General features: G+C 67.9%; 20 protein-coding genes. 6 read left to right on the top strand and 14 right to left on the bottom strand.

Features of this window, described 5'->3' with window-relative positions:
- Positions 1-47 precede the first annotated feature (47 nt).
- The gene (locus tag QZ546_RS03815; protein WP_294234971.1) at positions 48-506 is read left to right on the top strand and encodes an EF-hand domain-containing protein; all 459 of its coding nucleotides are present in this window, start codon (positions 48-50) and stop codon (positions 504-506) included.
- Positions 507-879: 373 nt separating this feature from the next.
- On the opposite strand, the gene QZ546_RS03810 is transcribed toward QZ546_RS03815, so the two are convergent.
- From QZ546_RS03810 to QZ546_RS03785, 6 genes are all read right to left on the bottom strand, one after another.
- Entirely contained in the window at positions 880-1,494 is a 615-nt protein-coding gene (locus tag QZ546_RS03810) for a 50S ribosomal protein L25/general stress protein Ctc (RefSeq protein WP_294234969.1), read from the bottom strand.
- A gap of 131 nt (positions 1,495-1,625) precedes the next feature.
- On the bottom strand, positions 1,626-2,513 hold the full coding sequence (locus QZ546_RS03805; protein WP_294234968.1) for a TraB/GumN family protein: 888 nt from the start codon (positions 2,511-2,513) through the stop codon (positions 1,626-1,628).
- Positions 2,514-2,574: 61 nt separating this feature from the next.
- Positions 2,575-3,018: a hypothetical protein gene (locus QZ546_RS03800; protein WP_294234966.1), complete on the bottom strand. Its 444-nt coding sequence runs from the start codon at positions 3,016-3,018 to the stop codon at positions 2,575-2,577.
- Positions 3,015-3,206 (bottom strand): hypothetical protein, encoded by a 192-nt coding sequence (locus QZ546_RS03795; protein ID WP_294234964.1) that lies wholly within the window; start codon positions 3,204-3,206, stop codon positions 3,015-3,017. Before QZ546_RS03795 ends, QZ546_RS03800 begins: the two co-directional genes overlap by 4 nt.
- Positions 3,203-3,649, bottom strand: a complete 447-nt coding sequence (locus tag QZ546_RS03790; RefSeq protein ID WP_294234962.1) for a hypothetical protein — start codon at positions 3,647-3,649, stop codon at positions 3,203-3,205. The genes QZ546_RS03795 and QZ546_RS03790 overlap by 4 nt, the downstream gene beginning before the upstream one ends.
- Entirely contained in the window at positions 3,627-3,830 is a 204-nt protein-coding gene (locus QZ546_RS03785) for a helix-turn-helix transcriptional regulator (RefSeq protein WP_261269196.1), read from the bottom strand. Before QZ546_RS03785 ends, QZ546_RS03790 begins: the two co-directional genes overlap by 23 nt.
- Positions 3,831-4,076: 246 nt before the next feature.
- On the opposite strand from QZ546_RS03785, the gene QZ546_RS03780 reads away from it, so the two are divergent.
- From QZ546_RS03780 to ppdK, 3 genes are all read left to right on the top strand, one after another.
- The gene (locus tag QZ546_RS03780; protein WP_007406656.1) at positions 4,077-4,916 is read left to right on the top strand and encodes a glycine--tRNA ligase subunit alpha; all 840 of its coding nucleotides are present in this window, start codon (positions 4,077-4,079) and stop codon (positions 4,914-4,916) included.
- Positions 4,916-7,090: a glycine--tRNA ligase subunit beta gene (gene glyS / locus QZ546_RS03775; protein WP_294235236.1), complete on the top strand. Its 2,175-nt coding sequence runs from the start codon at positions 4,916-4,918 to the stop codon at positions 7,088-7,090. The genes QZ546_RS03780 and glyS overlap by 1 nt, the downstream gene beginning before the upstream one ends.
- 124 nt (positions 7,091-7,214) lie before the next feature.
- Positions 7,215-9,875 (top strand): pyruvate, phosphate dikinase, encoded by a 2,661-nt coding sequence (gene ppdK / locus QZ546_RS03770; RefSeq protein ID WP_294234957.1) that lies wholly within the window; start codon positions 7,215-7,217, stop codon positions 9,873-9,875.
- A gap of 223 nt (positions 9,876-10,098) precedes the next feature.
- Here ppdK and QZ546_RS03765 read toward each other — a convergent pair whose 3' ends face one another.
- From QZ546_RS03765 to QZ546_RS03730, 8 genes are all read right to left on the bottom strand, one after another.
- Positions 10,099-10,461, bottom strand: coding sequence for a hypothetical protein (locus QZ546_RS03765; RefSeq protein WP_294234955.1), 363 nt, complete (start codon positions 10,459-10,461; stop codon positions 10,099-10,101).
- Positions 10,462-10,537: 76 nt separating this feature from the next.
- The gene (locus QZ546_RS03760; RefSeq protein WP_294234953.1) at positions 10,538-11,530 is read right to left on the bottom strand and encodes a type II secretion system F family protein; all 993 of its coding nucleotides are present in this window, start codon (positions 11,528-11,530) and stop codon (positions 10,538-10,540) included.
- Positions 11,531-12,514, bottom strand: coding sequence for a type II secretion system F family protein (locus QZ546_RS03755; RefSeq protein ID WP_294234950.1), 984 nt, complete (start codon positions 12,512-12,514; stop codon positions 11,531-11,533).
- A 4-nt stretch (positions 12,515-12,518) separates the two neighbouring features.
- The gene (locus QZ546_RS03750) at positions 12,519-13,784 is read right to left on the bottom strand and encodes a pilus assembly protein CpaE (RefSeq protein WP_294234947.1); all 1,266 of its coding nucleotides are present in this window, start codon (positions 13,782-13,784) and stop codon (positions 12,519-12,521) included.
- On the bottom strand, positions 13,781-14,476 hold the full coding sequence (locus QZ546_RS03745) for a CpaD family pilus assembly protein (RefSeq protein WP_294234944.1): 696 nt from the start codon (positions 14,474-14,476) through the stop codon (positions 13,781-13,783). Before QZ546_RS03745 ends, QZ546_RS03750 begins: the two co-directional genes overlap by 4 nt.
- A 26-nt stretch (positions 14,477-14,502) precedes the next feature.
- The gene (locus tag QZ546_RS03740; protein WP_294234942.1) at positions 14,503-16,041 is read right to left on the bottom strand and encodes a type II and III secretion system protein family protein; all 1,539 of its coding nucleotides are present in this window, start codon (positions 16,039-16,041) and stop codon (positions 14,503-14,505) included.
- Between the two features lie 26 nt (positions 16,042-16,067).
- The gene (gene cpaB, locus QZ546_RS03735; RefSeq protein WP_294234939.1) at positions 16,068-17,072 is read right to left on the bottom strand and encodes a Flp pilus assembly protein CpaB; all 1,005 of its coding nucleotides are present in this window, start codon (positions 17,070-17,072) and stop codon (positions 16,068-16,070) included.
- Between the two features lie 50 nt (positions 17,073-17,122).
- A complete protein-coding gene (locus QZ546_RS03730) occupies positions 17,123-17,617 on the bottom strand; it encodes a prepilin peptidase (RefSeq protein WP_294234937.1) in 495 nt (164 codons plus the stop codon).
- A 50-nt stretch (positions 17,618-17,667) separates the two neighbouring features.
- On the opposite strand from QZ546_RS03730, the gene QZ546_RS03725 reads away from it, so the two are divergent.
- Both QZ546_RS03725 and QZ546_RS03720 read left to right on the top strand, forming a co-directional pair.
- Positions 17,668-18,603 carry an alpha/beta fold hydrolase gene (locus tag QZ546_RS03725; protein WP_294234934.1) on the top strand — a complete coding sequence of 312 codons (936 nt, stop codon included), beginning with the start codon at positions 17,668-17,670 and terminating at the stop codon, positions 18,601-18,603.
- Positions 18,600-19,685, top strand: a complete 1,086-nt coding sequence (locus QZ546_RS03720; RefSeq protein WP_294234930.1) for an FAD-binding oxidoreductase — start codon at positions 18,600-18,602, stop codon at positions 19,683-19,685. The genes QZ546_RS03725 and QZ546_RS03720 overlap by 4 nt, the downstream gene beginning before the upstream one ends.
- Positions 19,686-19,704 lie beyond the last annotated feature (19 nt).

The raw sequence follows: 19,704 nt of genomic DNA, 5'->3' as shown, positions 1-19,704 counted from the left end.
ACCCGCCATCACAGTCATCGATCGAACCAGAGTAAGGGAGAGACGAGATGATGAAATATGCTTTTCTTGGCGCCGCGATGATGGCGTCTGCCCCGGTGCTTGCGCAGGTGACGCCTGCGCCCGGCCAGACCACAGGTGCTGCGCCGCAAAAGGCCCCCGCAACCACGGCGGATCCGATGCAGACTGCGCAGCCCACGGCCGAGCCCGCCGCGCCGACCCAGTCAGCGCCAGCCGAAGGCCAGGTCCAGGCGACCGGCAGCCAGATCGCGCAAGTCGTCGACACGCAATTCCCGACCTATGACAAGGACGGTGACGGCAAGCTCAACAAGGCCGAGTTCGCCCAGTGGATGGTCGCGCTGAAGTCGCAGACCGATCCCTCGACCAAGGCGGAATCGCCCGCGACCAAGAAGTGGGTCGGCAGCGCCTTCGCCCAGGCGGACACCGACAAGGACAAGGAAGTGTCCAAGACCGAGCTGACGGGCTTTCTGAGCCAGGGTCAGGGCTGATCGACCTGACATGACGGACTTCCCTCCGTCCTGAGCCATCCCTGAGCGGGGATGGGTGGGCCGCCGGACCGAAAGGTTCGGCGGCCCCTTTGCCATTCCTCCCCATCGTCAGATGGGGAGGGGGACCGCGCCCGTAGGGCGTGGTGGAGGGGCAGGGCCCTATCCGTCCTGCCTCTCCGCCATCGCTGGCGTGTGCGCGAGCTTCGGCTTGCCCCCGGCAAGCCAAGATTGTGCCGGAGGCACAATTTCGCTCGCACACCCCCTCCCAAGTCCAGCTTAGAGAGGATTTGGACAGGGCATAAAAAAGGGCAGGGGCGTCGCCGCCACCTGCCCCTTTTTCGTTCGCTCACCCGATCGGGGAAGCGAGGCCGGATCAGGCCTCTTCCGAACCTTCGGCCTGCGCCTCGGCGTCGGCCGCTTCGTCCGCGGCGGTCGGGACCGTCGGCGGAACGATGGTGGCGATCGCGAAGTCGCGGTCGTCGATGGCGGGCTCGGCGCCCTTGGGCAGCTTCACGTCCGAGATGTGGATCGAGTCGCCCACGGCCACGCCCTTGAGCGAGACGGTGATCTCGGTCGGGATGTTGGCGGCGTCGACGACCAGCTCGATCTCGTGGCGGGTGACGTTCAGAACGCCGCCCTGCTTCACGCCGCTCTCGTCTTCGTCGGTGAACACGACGGGCACGGCGACCGTGACGGTCTCATGCTCGCCGATGCGCAGGAAGTCGACGTGCAGCGGGCGGTCGGTGACGGGATGGAACGCGACGTCCTTCGCCAGCGTACGCTGGCCGTCCACCATGATGACCGAGGTGAAGAAATGACCGGTCATCAGCGCCTTGACGAGGGCCTTCTCTTCGAGATGGATCGACGCGGCGGCCTTGTTCTGGCCATAGATCACGGCGGGGACGCGGCCTTCACGACGCAGCGAACGGGAGGCTCCCTTGCCAACCTGATCGCGCGTCTCGGCGGCGAGCGTAAGGGTGTCGCTCATTCCAGTAACTCCGAAACAAAATGGATATAGGCTTCCGACCACGCCTCCAGGGATGACCATGACCGGAAGCCGGCGCGCATAGCGGAGATGCGCCCGAAAGGCAAGGCGGGGGCTCCCCGCCCTGTCCGCGATCAATAGGCGATGCGTTGCGCCTTGATACCCAGCTTGGCGAGCTGCGCCTGGACGCTGTCGTTGCCGGCCAGATGGCCCGCGCCGACCGCGATGAAGACGGTGCCGGGCTTGGCCATGCGCTGCTTGATCCAGGTCGCCCAGCGCGCGTTGCGGTCGGTCAGCAGGGTCTTCGCGACCTCGGGCGAGTCCTTCAGGCTCTCGTTCATCGTCCGGGCCAGCGCATCGGGGTCGCCCTTGGCCCATTCGTCGACCATCTCGGCCATTTCCTCGCCCGCCTTGGGCAGGTCCTCGACGGTCGAGGTCAGGAACTCGATCTGCGCCTTTTGCGACAGGCCGTTGAAGAAGCCGATCTGCTGCTCGGCGGTCTCCAGCCCGGCGACGGGCTTGTTCGCCGCCTTGGCCGCGTCGGCGAGCACCTTCTCCGGCCCATTTTCCGGGTCGTAACCCAGCTTTTGGATCGGGGCGAGCGACAGGGTTACGCCCGCCAGCCAGGGCTTCATCCGGTCGAAGTTGCGCGGATCGGCGCCCAGGTCGGTCACTGCCTTCAAATATGCGCCGCGCTTGTCGGCGGGCAGCTGTTCGGTCAGCGTCGGGCCGGTGGTGATGATGCCGTTCTTCAGCACGATCTGCTGCATCGTCGCCTGGTCGGGCTGCACCATCTCCAGCATCAGCTGGTCGGACTTGTCGAAGGCGGTCTTCACCGCCTCGTCGAACCAGCTCAGGCCGGGCTTCAGCACATGGATGGTGCCAAACAGATAGATGGTGGTGTCGGCATCCTTGACCACCCAGAGCGCGGGGTCGGCGTCATTGGGGTTCGACGCGGGCTTGCTCTGGGCACAGGCGGGCAGCGCCAGCATCAGCGCGAGCGAGGTGAGGGCGGCTTTCATGATCGTCTTCATGGGATCGGGCTTTCGGAAAAGGAAGGGGCCGGAGAGAAGAAGGGAAAGCTCAGGCATATTTGCGCCACATCCAGACGATGCCGCAACTCGCCATCAGCGCGCCGTACATCCATTCGACCTGAAGGGGCGGCAGCACGCCGCCGCGCCACAGGAACCACCAGACAGGGGCGCCCAGGCCGACGACATAGAAGGCCGCCAGCGCGCCGTCGCGATAGGCGCGGCTCTCATGCTCATCGACCACCCGGTGCCAGCGCCAGGAAATGATCGGCACCACGACGCCCCACATCAGTGCCATGAGGATCGCGAACCAGAGCGGCAATGGCGACGTCCACATGTTCACTGTGCTGGGCTTCATTCCCGCCGGGGCGGAAAGGATCGCCACGAGAGCCATGGACAGGCCCATGATGCCGCCGACGGCGCCCGAGATGGCGACCAGACGGTGATTGGCGCGCTCGCTGGGGCCACGGCTGTCGCGTTGGGATAAATCGGTCATGGCCGCACCTCGATAGAAAGATGGACGGAAAAAGCGGGCATTTGCGCGCTATGGGCGGCGGCGGTAGCGGCGCGGATGTTGGGACGAAGCGTGTCGAACGTGACCTCGCCCACCTGTCCGGCCCCCCAGCCGAGCAGCGACAGCGCGATGCCGCTCCCGATGACTGCGCGGGTCAGACGGCGGCTCATGACCGCACCCTCCGGACGAAATAGAAGGCCAAGCCGATCAGGATCGCGATGCCCCAACTGGAGTTTTCGAAATCCGCCTGATGCATCTGCGCGCCGATGATCGTCAGCACCGGGTGCAGGACGAAGTTGGCCAGTCCGATCACGGCCCATGTCTCGATTGCCAGCCGCCGTTGCATTTCGTCGGTTTCGCGCCAGTTGCGCCACGTCATGATGCCCCCGAGGATCAGGATGACGGCCGCTGTGATCTGGGCCAGGGGCCGTGGCGCGGATACGCGGGGAAGATGGAACAACCCATCGATAAACCCTTCCAGAAACGGCAGGCCGACCACGAGCAAGATCGCCACGGCGACCAGCAGCATTCGCCGTCGCTTCCGGCGCGTCGTACGCGCGGCTTCGCGGCTCTCGCCCCATCCGGTACCCTCACTCACCATGATGCTCGTCATCGAAAATCTCCTCGATCGGCATGTCGAACAGCCGCCCGATGCGGAAGGCGAGCGGCAGGGACGGGTCGTATTTCCCCGTTTCGATGGCGTTGACGGCCTGGCGCGACACGTCCAGCCGCCCGGCGAGTTCCGCCTGGCTCCAGTTGCGTTCGGCGCGCAGCACCTTGAGGCGATTTTTCATGTCCACCTCCTTTTGCATGGCAACCTCCCTTTGTCACCCGTGCATGACCTAATGTCAGGTAACCATGACAAAGTGACAGCGAGTCGCGACTGTGTCAACAACGCCTGACAAAATATCATGCTTGGCTGACTGGCGGCATCCGGGGCGGGGCGGCTTGCCTTGACCGCGAAGGGGGCATGAGCCAAAGCCTGCCGCGTTATGCAGACCCGGAACGGACCCCCGGAAGGACCACTTTCCTTCCAGCGCATGATCCTCACCCTCCATGACTATTGGAGCGAGCGGGGATGCGTGATCCTGCAACCCTATGACATGGAGATGGGGGCGGGCACCTTTCACCCCGCGACCACGCTGCGCGCGCTGGGCCCCGATAGCTGGAACGCCGCCTTCGTCCAGCCCTGCCGCCGCCCGACCGACGGCCGCTATGGCGAGAACCCGAACCGGCTCCAGCATTATTACCAGTATCAGGTGATCCTGAAGCCCTCGCCCGCCGACCTGCAGGACCTGTATCTGGGCAGCCTCGCCGCGATCGGCGTGGACATGGCCAAGCACGACATCCGCTTCGTCGAGGATGACTGGGAAAGCCCGACCTTGGGCGCCTGGGGCCTGGGCTGGGAGGTCTGGTGCGACGGGATGGAGGTGACGCAGTTCACCTATTTCCAGCAGATGGGCGGTTACGACATGAAGCCGGTCGCGGGCGAGCTGACCTACGGCCTTGAGCGCCTGGCCATGTATATCCAGGACGTCGACAATGTGTACGACCTGCGTTTCAACGATGCGGGCGTGAGTTACGGCGACGTGTTTCTCGAAAACGAGAAGCAGATGTCGACCTGGAATTTCGAGGTCGCCGACACCGACACGCTGTTCGACGCCTTCAAGAAGGCGGCGGCGGAATGCGAACGCTGCCTGGAGGCCAAGCTGCCCATCCCCGCCTATGAACAGGCGATCAAGGCCAGCCACACCTTCAACCTGCTGCAGGCGCGCGGCGTGATTTCGGTGGCGGAGCGCCAGGCCTATATGGGCCGCGTCCGCGATCTGGCGAAGGGCGCGTGCGGCGCCTGGATGGACAAGAACGGCTGGGCCGCGTGATGACCGATTTTCTGCTCGAACTCCGCTCCGAAGAAATCCCCGCCCGGATGCAGGCGGGGGCGCGGGAGAACCTCGCCAAGCTGTTCACCGCCGAACTCGCCAAGGCGGGGCTGTCGGCGGGTGAGATCGTCACCTATGCGGGTCCGCGCCGCCTCGCGCTGATCGCCAAGGGCCTGCCCGCCGCGACCGAGGCCGTGTCCGAAGAAGTGAAGGGGCCGCGTGCCTCCGCCCCGCCGCAGGCGCTGGAGGGTTTCCTCCGCAAGACCGGGCTGACGCGCGAGCAACTGACCGAGCGCGACGGCGTGCTCTTCGCGATCACCGAAAAGCCCGGCCGCGCGACGGCGCAAGTGCTGGCCGAGGCGATCCCCGCGATCGTCCGCACCTTCCCCTGGCCCAAGTCGATGCGCTGGGGCGCCGAGTCCGCCTCGACCGAGTCGATGCGCTGGGTCCGCCCGCTGCACGCCATCGTCGCGCTGTTCGGCGGCGAAGTGGTGCCGTTCGAAATCGCCGGGATTACGAGCGGCAATGTCACGCGCGGCCATCGCTTCCACGCGCCTGCCGAGATCGTGCTGACCGGCGCCGACACCTATGTCGAGCAACTACGCGCCGCCAAGGTGCTGGTCGATCAGGACGAGCGGGCCGCGATCATCCGCGCGCGCGCCGCCGCGCTGGCTGCCGAGGCTGGGCTTGAGCTGGTCGCGGACGAAGGGCTGGTCGCGGAAAATGCCGGGCTGACCGAATGGCCGGTGCCGCTGCTCGGCCGCTTCGACGAAGCCTATCTCGACGTGCCGCCCGAGGTCATCCAGCTCACCGCGCGGGTGAACCAGAAATATTTCGTCTGCCGCTCAAGCGACGGCAAGCTGGCGAACGCCTTCGTCTGCACCGCCAATATCGAGGCGAGCGACGGCGGCGCGAAGATCGTCGAGGGCAATGGCAAGGTGCTAGCCGCCCGCCTGTCCGACGCGCGCTTCTTCTACGAGACCGACCTGAAGACCAAGCTCGACGATCTGCGGCCCAAGCTGGAAAAGATCGTCTTCCACGAAAAGCTCGGCACCGTCGCCGACAAGGTCGAGCGGGTGGCCAAGCTCGCCCGCTGGCTGGTCGAAGAAGGTATCGTCGGCGCAACGCCCTCTCCCCACCGGGGAGAGGGAGGGGACCCGCGGCAAGGCCGTGGGGAGGGTGAGGGGCAGCCCGGCAGCGCCTCGCCCGCGTCGGCCCCTCACCCCAGCCCTCTCCCCGATGGGGAGAGGGAGCGGCTTGCCGATCTGGCGGAGCGCGCCGCGTATCTGGCGAAGGCCGATCTCGTCACCGGCATGGTCGGCGAGTTCCCCGAATTGCAGGGCCTGATGGGCGGTTACTATGCCGCTGCGCAGGGCGAAGACCCGCGCGTGGCCGAGGCGGTTCGCGATCACTACAAGCCGGTCGGGCAGGGGGATGACGTTCCGACCGCGCCGGTGACGGTGGCCGTGGCGCTGGCGGATAAGCTCGACAGCGTGGCGCAGTTCTTCATGGTCGGGCTCAAGCCGAGTGGCTCGAAAGATCCGTTCGCCCTTCGCCGGGCCGCTCTGGGTATCGCCAGCACGATCCAGCAGAACGGCCTGCGACTGCCCTTCTACCCGACGACGATCCGCGCCATGGGTAACGCCGATCACGGTTCGACGGAGATGATGGACTTCATCATCGACCGCCTGAAGGTCCAGCAACGCGAAGCGGGCGTCCGTCACGATCTGATCGACGCGGTGTTCGCGCTCGGCGGCGAGGACGATCTCGTCCGCCTGCTCGCCCGCGTTAGCGCGCTGCAAGCCTTCGTCACCACCGACGACGGCACCAACCTGCTCGCCGGGTATAAGCGCGCCGCGAACATCCTGAAGAAGGAAGGCGTCGAGGGCGACCAGGCATGGACCGCGCCGACCTATACGCTCGAACCCGCCGAGGCCGATCTGATCGCCGCGCTCGACGCGGCCGAGCCGAAGGCTGCGCAAGCGGTGCAGGCCGAGGATTTCGAGGCCGCCATGGCCGCGCTCGCCTCGCTTCGCGCGCCGATCGATCGGTTCTTCGACGATGTGACCGTCAACGATGCCGACCCGGCCAAGCGGGCCACGCGCCTCGCGCTGCTCGCGCGTGTCCGGGCCGCCGTCCACACGGTGGCGGACTTCTCGCGGATCGAGGGATGACTTGAGCCGGATCGGGAGACGGGCGCGAACGTTCCTGTCTTCCCCTCCGGCAATATCGCCTTATTAAAGCCGACGCCTGTGTCCCCAGGGCGTCGGACGATACGACCAGTAAAGGATCGAACCGATGACCTATGTGTACCGTTTCGGCGGCGGCGTTTCGGACGGCGGCAAGGGGGACAAGAACCTGCTCGGCGGCAAGGGCGCGAATCTGGCCGAGATGGCCTCGATCGGCCTGCCGGTGCCGCCGGGCTTCACCATCTCCACCGCGATGTGCACGCGCTACTACGAGGATGGCGAGCAGTTTCCGCAGGAACTACGCGACGAGGTCGCGGACGGCATTGCGCATATCGAGGCGGTGACCGAGAAGCGTTTCGGCGACCCGGAAAACCCGCTGCTGGTCTCGGTCCGCTCGGGCGCGCGGGTGTCGATGCCGGGCATGATGGACACGGTGCTGAATCTCGGCCTCAACGACGAAACCGTCGAGGGGCTGGCGAAGAAGGCGGGCGACGAGCGTTTCGCCTGGGACAGCTATCGCCGCTTCATCCAGATGTATGCCGATGTCGTCCTGGAGCTGGATCACGGCGCGTTCGAGGAAGCGCTGGAGATCGCCAAGGAGGATAACGGCTTCACCCTCGATACCGAGATGTCGGCCGAGGACTGGAAGGCGCTGGTCACGACCTATAAGGGCCTGGTCCAGGAGCAGTGGGGCAAGCCCTTCCCGCAGGACGTGCACGACCAGCTCTGGGGTGCGGTCGGCGCGGTGTTCGGGTCGTGGCAGTCGGAGCGTGCGAAGGTCTATCGCCGCCTGAACGACATTCCCGCCGACTGGGGCACCGCCGTCAACGTGCAGGCGATGGTCTTCGGCAATATGGGCGACACCTCGGCGACGGGCGTGGCCTTCACGCGCGATCCGTCCAAGGGCGACCGGGCCTATTATGGCGAGTTCCTGATCAACGCGCAGGGCGAGGACGTGGTCGCGGGCATCCGCACGCCGCAATATCTGACCAAGGCCGCGCGCGAGGAGGCGAACGCCAAGCCCGCCTCGATGGAAGAGGCGATGCCGGAGGTTTACGGCGAGCTGGCCGCCGTCTTCGACCGGCTCGAGACGCATTACCGCGACATGCAGGACATCGAGTTCACGGTCGAACAGGCCAAGCTCTGGATGCTTCAGACGCGCTCGGGCAAGCGCACCGCCAAGGCCGCGCTCAAGATCGCGGTCGACATGGCCAATGAGGGCCTGATCACCCGCGAGGAGGCGATCGCGCGGGTCGATCCGGCGGCGCTCGACCAGCTGCTCCACCCGACGCTGGACCCCAAGGCCAGCCGCGATGTGCTGACCAAGGGGCTGCCCGCCTCGCCGGGGGCTGCCTCGGGCAAGGTGGTGTTCGACGCCGATGCCGCCGAGCGTGCGGCGGCGGCGGGCGAGGCGGTGATCCTGGTCCGTGTCGAAACCTCGCCGGAGGACATTCACGGGATGCACGCGGCCAAGGGTATCCTGACCGCGCGCGGCGGCATGACCAGCCATGCGGCGGTCGTGGCGCGCGGTATGGGGCGGCCTTGCGTTTCGGGGGCGGGCAGCCTGTCGATCGACAACAAGGCCAAGCTGTTGCGTGTCGGCAGCCGCGAAGTGCGCGAGGGTGACATCCTGACGCTCGACGGTTCGACCGGCGAGGTGATGGTCGGCGCGGTGGCGACCGTTCAGCCCGAATTGGCTGGCGATTTCGGCACGCTGATGGAATGGGCCGATCAGGTCCGCCGTCTGAAGGTCCGCGCGAACGCCGAAACCCCGCTCGACTGCCAGACTGCGCGAGACTTCGGCGCGGAGGGCGTCGGGCTGTGCCGGACCGAGCATATGTTCTTCGACGCCGCGCGGATCACGGCGGTGCGCCAGATGATCCTGGCGACGGACGAAGCGGGCCGCCGTGCCGCGCTCGCCAAGCTGCTCCCCGAACAGCGCGCCGACTTCACCGCGATCTTCGAGGTGATGGCCGGCCTGCCGGTGACGGTGCGCCTGCTCGACCCGCCGCTGCACGAATTCCTGCCGCAGCAGGAGGCCGAGTTCGCCGAGGTTGCCAAGGCGGCGGGCGTCGATGTCGACACGCTGAAGCGCCGGGCGAGCGAACTCCATGAGTTCAACCCGATGCTCGGCCATCGCGGTTGCCGCCTGGGCGTGACCTACCCGGAGATCTACGAGATCCAGGCGCGGGCGATCTTCGAGGCGGCGCTGGACGTCGCAGACAAGTCGGGCGAGGCGCCGATCCCCGAGGTCATGATCCCGCTGGTCGCCACCCGGCGCGAGCTGGAGCTGATGAAGGCGGTGGTCGACAAGGCGGCGCAGGCGGTGTTCGCCGAGCGCGGCAAGACGGTCGAGTATCTGGTCGGCACGATGATCGAACTGCCGCGCGCCGCGCTGAAAGCCGGTGAGATCGCCGAGGTGGGCGAATTCTTCTCCTTCGGCACCAACGACCTGACCCAGACGACGCTGGGCGTCAGCCGTGACGACGCGGCGCGCTTCCTGGGGGCGTATGTCGAGAAGGGCATCTACGCCAAGGATCCGTTCGTCAGTCTGGATGTCGACGGCGTGGGCGAGCTGGTCAGCCTGGCGGCCGAGCGTGGCCGCGCGACGCGGCCGGGGATCAAGCTCGGCATTTGCGGCGAACATGGCGGCGATCCGGCTTCGATCGCTTTCTGTGAGTCGGTCGGGTTGGATTATGTCTCGGCCAGCCCGTACCGGGTGCCGATCGCTCGGCTTGCGGCGGCGCAGGCGGCGCTGAAGGCGCGGTGATTTGGGGGGGGAGGGGTGGCGAAGCGTCTCGCCTAGAACTTGCCCTCCCCCATCCCCTCCCGCTTGCGGGAGGGGCGTGCCAAGCGGAAACGTTTAGCGCTTCAATCAGCCTACCGCTTCTGGAAGACGTGAAACGGTTGCCAAGCAACGCTCCCCTCCCGCAGGCGGGAGGGAATGGAGGAGGGTAGGGTGTCTCACCGAGCCTAAGCCCCGCAAAAACAGATCACCCGTTGGTCGAAATCCCTTTCCCGAAATCGAACCACCCCCGCCGTTCCCCCGCCGGATAGGCCGGACGCGCCGCGCTCGCCGCGACGGGGCGATACGGCGTCCGTTCCACCACCGGCGCCGCCGCAACCGGCTGCGCGGTCGCCAGCCGCTGGTTTTCGCGCTCCAGCTCGGCGATGCGGTCGCGCGCCGCCGACAGCTTGGTTTCGGTGTCCTTCACCTGCGCGGCATGGGCGTCGCGTTCGGTGGCATAGCGGTTGCGCCATTTGCGCCCACCGGGATGGCTCGCCAGGCCAAAGAGCCAGCCGGCGATGAGGACCAGCCCCAGCACGGCAAATTGCGTGGTCGAAGTGAACAACATCGCGTCGATCCCTGTCCGTTGATCCCGTCTGTTACGAAGGGTCAACGACTGGCGAGGGCGCTGGTTGCGGCGGCCGTTACTTCCCCGCGATCAGCGTGTCCTGGATCGAGCAGGCGGCGGGCCCCAGGATCACGACGAACAGGGTCGGCAGGATGAACAGGATCAGCGGCACCGTCATGATGGCGGGCAGGCGCGCGGCCTTTTCCTCGGCGCGCATCATGCGTTCGTTGCGGAACTCGGCGGACAGGACGCGCAGCGCGCTGGCCAGCGGGGTGCCGTATTTCTCGGTCTGGATCATCGTCGTGACCACGCCGCGCAGCGAGTCGAGATTGACCCGCATCGCCAGATTCTCCAGAGCCTGGCGCCGGTCGGTCAGGAAGCCCAGCTCGACCGAGGTCAGCTGGAACTCGTCGCCCAGCTCGGGATAGGCACGGCGCAGCTCGCGCGACACGCGGGCAAAGGCGGCATCGACGGTCAGGCCCGCCTCGGCACAGATCACCATCAGGTCGAGCGCGTCGGGGAGGCCCTTGCGGATCGCGGCGGTCCGCTTGTCGATACGGTTCTTCAGCGCCAGGTCGGGTGCCTTGTAGGACAGGACCAGCGTGCCCGCGACCAGCATGTAGCGGCTGAACCAGCTCCAGTCGGCGAAATCCTCGGTGGCATAGACCCACAGCGTCATGAACCCGCCCAACACGATCGGCAAAGCGAGGCGGCCGAAGATCACCGCGACCGCCATTTCCTTCGACCTTATGCCCGCCTGGAGCAGGCGGACCTGGATCGCCTTGACCTGTTCGTCCTGCAGCATCTTCAGCGAACTGAGCAGGGCGCGCATCCGCTCCAGCATGTCGGCCCGGTCGATCAGCTGCGCGCGGCGCTTGGGCGCGCTGGCGATCCCGGCCTTCAAAAGCTCGCGCCGTTCGTTGAGCGCGCGCACCCGGCGCGTCATCGGATCGCGGCTGCCGATCAGCAGATAACCGACGACCAGCAGCGCGAAGATGCAGGCGGCCCAGAGCAGCACCGCAAGCGATGCCGGATCGAGGCCGAGGATGGCGGGGGCGGGCTGGCTCATTCAGATCTCGAAATTGATCATGCGCGACATGATGAACGCCCCCAGGCCCAGCCAGACGAACGCGCCCAGCCCGACGACGATCAGGCGCGGATCGACGAAGAAGCGCGCCATATAGGGCTGATTGATCGTCCAGATGATGCCGAACACCAGAAAGGGCAGGGCACCGACGATATAGGCCGATGCCTTGGATTCGGACGACATCGCCTTGATCTTCAGCTTCATCTGGGCGCGCTTGCGCAGGACGTCGGCCAGGTTGGACAGCGTTTCGGCCAGGTTGCCGCCGGTCTCGCGCTGGATGGCGATGGCGATGACAAAGAACTGGAATTCGGGAATGTCCAGCCGGTCGGCGGTTTCCTGAAGCGCGGCGTCCATCATGCGGCCGATCCGCATTCGGTCCGCGACGGCGCGGAACTCCTCGCCGATGGGGCCGGGAATTTCATTCGCCACGACCGCCATGGTTTCGGCGATGGGCAGGCCGGAGCGCAGGCCCCGGACGAGCAATTCGATCGCATCGGGAAAGCGCGTGACGAACTTGGCGACGCGGCGCGCGATCAGCTTGCGGACGACCATATGCGGCAGCGCCAGGCCCAGCGCGATGCCGAGCACCAGCGCCAGGAAAAAGGACAGGCCCAGCATCATCAACAGGACCATGACGCCCAGGGCGGTGCCGGCGCAGGCCATGCCGAACTGCCCGACCGTCCAGTCGCGCCCGGTGCGATCCAGCATCTTGGCCAGCCGCGCGGGGTTGGGGAGCAGGCGGCCGAAGGCCTTGTCCATGCGGGTATCGCCCGCCAGCGCGATGCTGCGCGACGCGGCGGCAGCGGCGATCGCCGGCTTGTCCAGATCGAGGGCGATCCGGTCGCGCAGGCCCGCTAGCCGCCGCGTCTGTGCGCGCGACCGGCTGGGGGTCGAGAAGGCCGCGATTCCCAGCATGAGCGTCAGGAAGACGCCCATCGCCAGGATCAGGGTCGCGAGCATCGACATGGGGTCAGTTGGCCCGCGTCCGCTTGGGCAGCAGCGCGCTCAGGTCGAACCGGTCGAGCAGGCCGCGTCGCGCCGGGGGCGTGGCTTCGCCGCCCTCGGCCGTGGCGCAGATACGCTGCGACAGTTCGAGCAGCGGCAGGACCGTGCGCGAGGTCCGGCCCAGCTCCGCGATCGGCTTGCCTAGCTTGGCCGCCTGCACGACCAGCTTGGGGTCGTAGGGGACCAGGAAATCGACCGGGCGTTCGATCGAGCCCTCGAAATCGCTCTGGGCGATCTCGCTCTGCGCCGTCGGCTGGACCCGGTTGGCGAGCGTCAGTACGGTCGATTGCGGGGCATGCATCTTGAACCACGAAAGCAGGCGGATCGTGTCGCGCGCTGCCGCCAGGGTGAATTCGGTGACCAGCACGATGGTCTGGGCGCTGGCGACCAGCATCGGCTGCTGGATCATCATGCTGCGCGGCAGGTCGACGATCGTTGTCTCGAAATTCAGCCGCATCTCGTCCTGCAACTGCGCGAAGGCCAGGCCGTCGGTCAGGATCGGCGCGTTGATCGGCGCCTCGGCGGACAGGATGGCCAGCTTTTCGGACGCCTTGACCATGGCGCGTTCCAGGAACAGCCCGTCGATGCGGCTGGGATTGTCGATCGCGTCAACCAGCCCGCGCCCCGGCTCCAGATCGAGCGACAGGGCGGCGGTGCCGAAATGGACGTCGAGGTCCAGGATCGCGGTCGTCCGCTCCAGCCGGTCCGCCATCAGCCAGCCGAGCGAGGTGGCGATGGTCGACGCACCCACGCCGCCGCGCACGCCGATCACCGCGACGCTGCACGGCGCCTTTTCCGGCGCGGCATCGGCGGCGCGCGGCGCATGCAGGATCGCCCGCGCCTGGGCGATCGTATCGCGCAACTGGTCCGCGCCGATCGGCTTCAGCAGATAATCGTGCAGGCCGCTGCTCATCAGCTGGCGGTACAGCCGGACGTCGTTGACCTGGCCGACCGCGATCACGATCGTGCCGGGCTCGCAGACTTCGGCCAGATTGTTGATCTCGCTGGCGGGGTCGGGGGTATCGCTCAGGTCGACCAGCAGGATCTGCGGGCTGGCGGACACCGACAGCGCCTGCACCGCACCGCGCAGGCCGCCCTTGGCGACCTTTTCGGGCGGCCATCCCTGTTCGATCACCAGCGGGCGGATCGCCTCCGCCGTCCAGTCGTCGCAGACATAGGCCTGGAACGGATCGCGGGTGGTCAGCATCGCGGGTTTCCAGGGCGCGTTCACTGGCTCACCCCGCTGCCCGACGGGCTCATGCCGCCGCCAGCGCCGCCGCTACCGCCGCCGCCGCTGGAATTGGGACTGCGCAGGGTGGTGCCGCCATTGCCGGTCGGCGGAGCATTGCGCAGCGCGTTGACGGCACGGGCGGCGGTTTGCGGGTCGCTGGTCGTCGGGCCGCCCGCGCCGCGGACCAGATCATTGGGATTGGCGATCATCGCGGCCAGGTTGCGATTGACCGCGCAGCCATGGTTGGAGGACGTATTGCCCTCCAGATCGGGCATGGCATCGCTGCGCAGGTCGGGACAGCCGGGGACATAGGCTCGGGCGTGGCTGACGACGACGCGGATCGTCATGGGGGCCACCGGGCTGTGCGGGATGGCCGAGGCCTGTCCGACCAGCAGGCCGTACCGGCCGACGACCTGGGCGATCTGGCGAAAGGCGTCGGGCCCTTCGCCCGCCGGATCCTCGACCGTCACCCGGTCGCCATAGCCCAGCCGCAGATTGCGGGCCCAGCCGTCCAGACGCCGATCCTCATCCGCCGCCAGCCGCCCGCCGGACAGCGCCAGGTCGAGCACGTAATCCGCTTGCGACACGACCGGCTGGTGCGTCGATTCGAGCCCGTGCTGGCCATGGCCCATGCAGCCGCCGGTCATCAGCATCAGGCCGAGCGGCATCAGGAAGGACGGGGATGGGCGCATGGCACGCGATATCCTTGGACGAGCGATCATTCGGAAAAGCCCGGGGTCGGCGCGGACTTGCGGGTGCGCGGGGCGGGGGAGACGGGCGCCTGGGCACCGGCCACCGGACGGCCCTGGACGGGCTGGGCCAGGGTCGGGACCGGGCGGGGTTCGGCCGTCCCGGCACCCATGCGGCCCAGCAGCACCCGCTCGGCGTCATTGGGCGAACGCTGTCCATCGGTGGGCAGCGCGATGTCGGACGGCGCATTGACCGGCTTGACCAGATAGGGGGTGATGATGATCACCAGCTCGGTCTCGTTCCGTTTGAAGGCGTTCGAGCGGAAGAGCGCGCCGATCAGCGGCAGGTCGCCCAGCCACGGGGTCTTGTCGATCGAATTGTCGCGCGTGTTGGACAGCAGGCCGCCGATCATCATGCTCTGGCCCGAACCCAGCTCCAGCGTCGTCTCGGCGCGGCGGGTGGTGAGGGCGGGGATCGACGTCCCGTTGATCTGGACCGCGCCGACCGACGAGATTTGCGACACTTCCGGCCGGACGCGCAGCGAGATGCGGCCATCGGCCAGCACCGTCGGCGTATAGGACAGGCTGACGCCATATTGCTTATATTCGACCGACACCGCGCCGAAGCCGCTGGCCAGCGGGATCGGGATCTCGCCGCCCGCCAGGAAGGTGGCGGTTTCGCCCGACAGGGCGGTCAGGTTGGGATTGGCCAGCGTCGACACCTGGCCCAGCGTCTCGCCCAGGTCGATCGCGCCGAGCAGGTCCATGCCCAGGACCCGGCCACCCAGGCCCAGCGTCGTATGCTGCAGCCCGGGCGTGAAGGTATATTGGGTGCCCGTCACCGCTCCGGCCGGGTTGGTCACATCGCCGATCGTCCCGGCGCTGCGCCCCGACGAGATGCCGAACAGGAAGCCGCCGCTATTGTCGCGGTTGAGCAGATTGACGCCGATCTGCTTGACATAGCTGCGGTTCACCTCGGCGATGCGGACCTGCAGATTGACCTGGAGCGGGGTCGCGGTGCGCAACCGGCTGATGATCTTGGTGTCCTTGCCGACATAGGCCTGGACCAGCCGTTCGGCCTCCGCCGCGTCGTCGGGGGCGGCGACCGTGCCGGTCAGCAGGATCAGGCCGTTCATCGGCGTGGCGGTGATCGTCGCCTCGGGCATGGCCAGCTTCAGCATCCGGCCGATCGAATCGAGATTGTTCCCGATCCGCACGGTCGTGGCATAGACCACCGCGCCGCCCCGCCCGGTCGCCGAGACCGTCGTCTCGCCGGGCTTCTTGCCGAAGATATAGAGCTGGGTGGGCGAGCGCACCTGGACGTCGGCGATGCTGTCATCGGCGACGAACAGGTCGGTCATCGGCCGGGGCAGGGTGATCAGCCGGGCGCGGCCGGTGTTGATCTCCAGCGCGCCGGAGCCGTCGCGGGCGGACGGTGCATCGCCCGGTTCCACGGCGGAGGCCAGCGGCGCGGCGACGGCACGGCCGGGCGCCAGGATCAGGGGCGCGAGCACCAGCGCGAACGCCGAAGCGCGGGCAGTGCCCGACAGGACGGATCGCATCGACATCCTCGATTCGTGGGTCAGGGCGTGGGTCAATTCCGGGCCCCCACGGGTGTGACGGTGGTGGCGTTGCCGCGCGCGACGCGGACGGCCGGGCCCTGGATGGCGGCGGTCTGGCCGGGAGCGGCGGCCATGGGCTGGCTCGGGCCGGTCATGCCCGGCGTGCCCTGATCCGGCCCGCTGGTCTGCGCGCGGCCGGGTACGGTCCGCCGCTGGTAGCGCGAGACGTCGCCGCCGGTGACATAGGAGGCGCGGTCCATCACCGGCTGGGCGATCGTGCCGCTATCGTCGCCCGAGGCCAGGCGCGCCATGTCGTCGGACCGCTCGGCCAGGGCGCGCAGCGACAGCGACAGGGTGCCGACGGTCTGCGCGACGGCAAGCTGTTCCGCTATCTTGGGCGTCGCCTCGACCGTGACGGTGGTGAAGGTGTGGACCGGCGTCTTGCCGTCGTCGCCCGCCTGGTTGTCGGTGCGCTGGTCGGTGGCCAGCACGCGGACGTTGCGCAGGATCGTCTCCGACACCTTCAGCGGGGGGCCGTCGCCGCCGCCCGCCACATCCTGGGTCAGGACGACGTCGATGCGATCGCCCGGAAAGACGAAGCCCGCAACGGCCGTCTGCGCGGACACCGGCACCGTTACCGCGCGCATCCCCGGCGTCAGTGCGGCGGCCAGGAAGCCCCGGTCGCCCGGACGCACGACCGCGCCCTGCGTCAGCGGCTGGCCCGCCGTGACGGCATAGCGCAGGACGGTGCCCTGCAGCTTGGTGACGTCGGCCTGGCCCTTCAGATAATAGGCGCCGGCGACCATGTCCTTGGGCCAGGGCTGGAATTTCAGGGCGGTGGGTTCGATGATGGTGCCCACCGGCAGGGTGCGGGTGGCGACCAGCACCTCCGTCTGCTGCGGTTCGGCCGGCGTGGCGATGGCGGCGGCCTGGGCCTGGGGTGCGCTACTGCCCGACGTGATCGTCCGGGCGAATAGGGCGGTGACCCCTGCGATCAGCAGAGCCCCGACCAGCAGTAAAACTTTGCGACTGTCCATCCTGCGTTCTTCGGCCTTGCCGCCAAGCCCTTTGCCTGGCCAATCCGCGGTTAAGTATGAGGGAATGGGTTAAATATCGGTTCCCGCAGGATAACCAGCGCGGCGATGGCGATGGCGACGCCGTACGGCACCTCGATCCCGTTTTCGGCTTCTCCTGCTGGGGCATGGCGCAGGCGGTGGTCGACCATCATGGCCAGCGTCACCGCGCCGCCCGCGATCGACATGACCAGCATCATCTGCATCAGCAGCGCGGGGGGCAGCCACAGGGCGATCGCGGCGATCATCTTCACGTCGCCGCCGCCCATCATGCCGATGCGAAAGGCCTGGGCGAACAGCAGGAAGGCGCCCGCCGCGACCGCGATCCGCACCACCATGTCCGGCCAGACCGGCAGGCCGCTGGCCCACCACCACAGCGGCGCGATCAGCGCGATGGCGATGTTCTTGCGGTCGGCGATCTCGCGGGTGCGCGCATCCTCGATCCCCGCCGACAGGAGCAGCAGGACGAGCGCGACGATCAGCGCGATGCGCAATATGGTCCAGTCCATGGCACAAGTCCCTAGACGGCGGGGCTTTCGAAACCGTAACCGGAACATGGATGATCGACAGCCTGACCCTTCGCCGCACCTTTCCCGCCGGGGCCACGCTGTCGCGCTGGCAAGCGCCCGACGGATGGGACCATCGGCGGTTCGACTGGCCGGCGGAACGACCGGTCGGCCGCCTGCTGTTCCAGACCGGTCGCGCCGATGTGATCGAGAAATATCTGGAGGTCTTCGCCCATCTGGTCGGGCGGGGGTGGAGCGTCACCGCGTTCGACTGGCGCGGGCAGGGGGGATCGGGCCGGCTGCTCGCCGATCGGCATGTCGGGCATGGCGGCAATTTCTCGGGACTGGTCGAGGATCTACGCAGCTTCTGGCGGGAATGGCGTGCGGACGGCACGGGGAACCTGCCCCATGTCCTGATCGGCCATTCGATGGGTGGGCATCTGGCCCTGCGCGCGGTCGTGGAGGGCGCGGCCGATCCGGATGGACTGGTGCTGGTCGCGCCGATGCTGGGACTGAGACTGCCGACCGGTCCATGGCTGGGTGCGGTCATCATCCGCCTGATGACCCTGCTCGGCCGGGCGGAGCGCGGCATCTGGGAAGCCAAGGAGGGGCCCGGCCACCATACGCGCCAGCGCAACCTGACCCATGACGTCGCGCGGTTCGAGGATGAGGCCTTTTGGTATGCGCAGGCCCCCGAACTGGCCTTGGGGCCGCCGAGCTGGGGCTGGCTCGAGTCCGCGATGCGCTCGACCCGCGCGCTGCTGCGCGATCCCCGGCTGGACCGGGTGAGCCTGTCGACGCTGATGCTGATCGCCGAGGCCGACCGGCTGGTCGATCCGTGCGCCGCCGCCGCCGTCGCCACGCGGATCGGCGCGAAGGTCGAGCGGTTCGGGCCAGAGGCGGCGCACGAACTGCTGCGCGAGGTGGACCCGGTGCGGCTGCGCGCGCTGGCGGCGATCGACGGCTTTCTGGACGGGTTGGCCGCGTGATCCATGACGTCGCCATCGTCGGCGCAGGCATGGCGGGCGCGAGCCTTGCCGCTGCGATCGGTGCGCGGGCAAGGGTCGTGCTGATCGAGGCGGAGGATATGCCCGGCCGCCATGCGACCGGGCGCTCGGCCGCCTTCTGGTCGGAAACCTATGGCGGCCCCGCGGTGCAGCCGCTGACCACCGCTTCCGGCCCGGTCCTGCGCGATGGCGGCTATCTCACGCCGCTGGGCTCGCTGCATATCGGACGGACAGGGGATGGGACGCTGGCCGAGCGTCTGTTGCACGACTTTGCGGGGTCGGGCGTGGACCTGTCGAGGGTCGATCCGGCGGCCTATGTCCCCGGCCTGCGCGCCGACTGGGTGCACGGCGTGTGGGAGCCGAGCTGCGCCTATATCGACGTCGCGGCGGTCCATGCCGATTACCTCGCGGCGGCCAAGGCCTCGGGCGCGGGGGTGATGACCGACGCGGCCCTGTTATCGGCCACGCGCCGAGGCGGTGTTTGGCGTTTGGACACGCGTGCCGGTCCGGTCGCGGCGCGGGTGCTGGTCGATGCGGCGGGTGCCTGGGCCGATCAGGTGGCGGCGCTGGCCGGCGTCGCGCCGATCGGCATCACCCCCTATCGCCGGACCATGGTGCAGTTGCGCACCGATCCGCCCGCACCCGACGGTCTGCCGCATGTCGTCGACCTGGCTGGCGGCTTCTATTTCAAGCCCGAGGCGGGCGGGCGGCTCTGGCTGACCCCGCATGACGAGAGCCCCAGCCTCCCGTGCGACATCGCGCCGGAGGAATGGGACGTGGCGGTCGCCATCGACCGGCTGGAAAAGGTGGTCGACTGGCGGGTCGAGGCGGTCGAGCGCCGCTGGGCCGGGCTGCGCAGCTTCGCGCCCGACCGCGCCCCGGTCTATGGCTTCGATGCGAAGGTGCCGGGCTTTTTCTGGTGCGCAGGGCAGGGCGGCTTCGGCATCCAGACCGCGCCCGCCGCGGCGGCGATGGCGGCGGCCTTGTTGCTGGGCGAAGGGGACATGCCTCACGGCGTCGATGCGGACCGCTATCGCGCGGGGCGATTTCCTGATACAGGATAAGCGCCTTATTTAGGAGAGA

The sequence above is a fragment of the uncultured Sphingomonas sp. genome (genome assembly GCF_913062585.1).
Taxonomy (GTDB): domain Bacteria; phylum Pseudomonadota; class Alphaproteobacteria; order Sphingomonadales; family Sphingomonadaceae; genus Sphingomonas.
The sequence above is the reverse complement of the archived record's forward strand: the minus strand, read 5'-3'. Positions and strand labels throughout refer to the sequence as shown.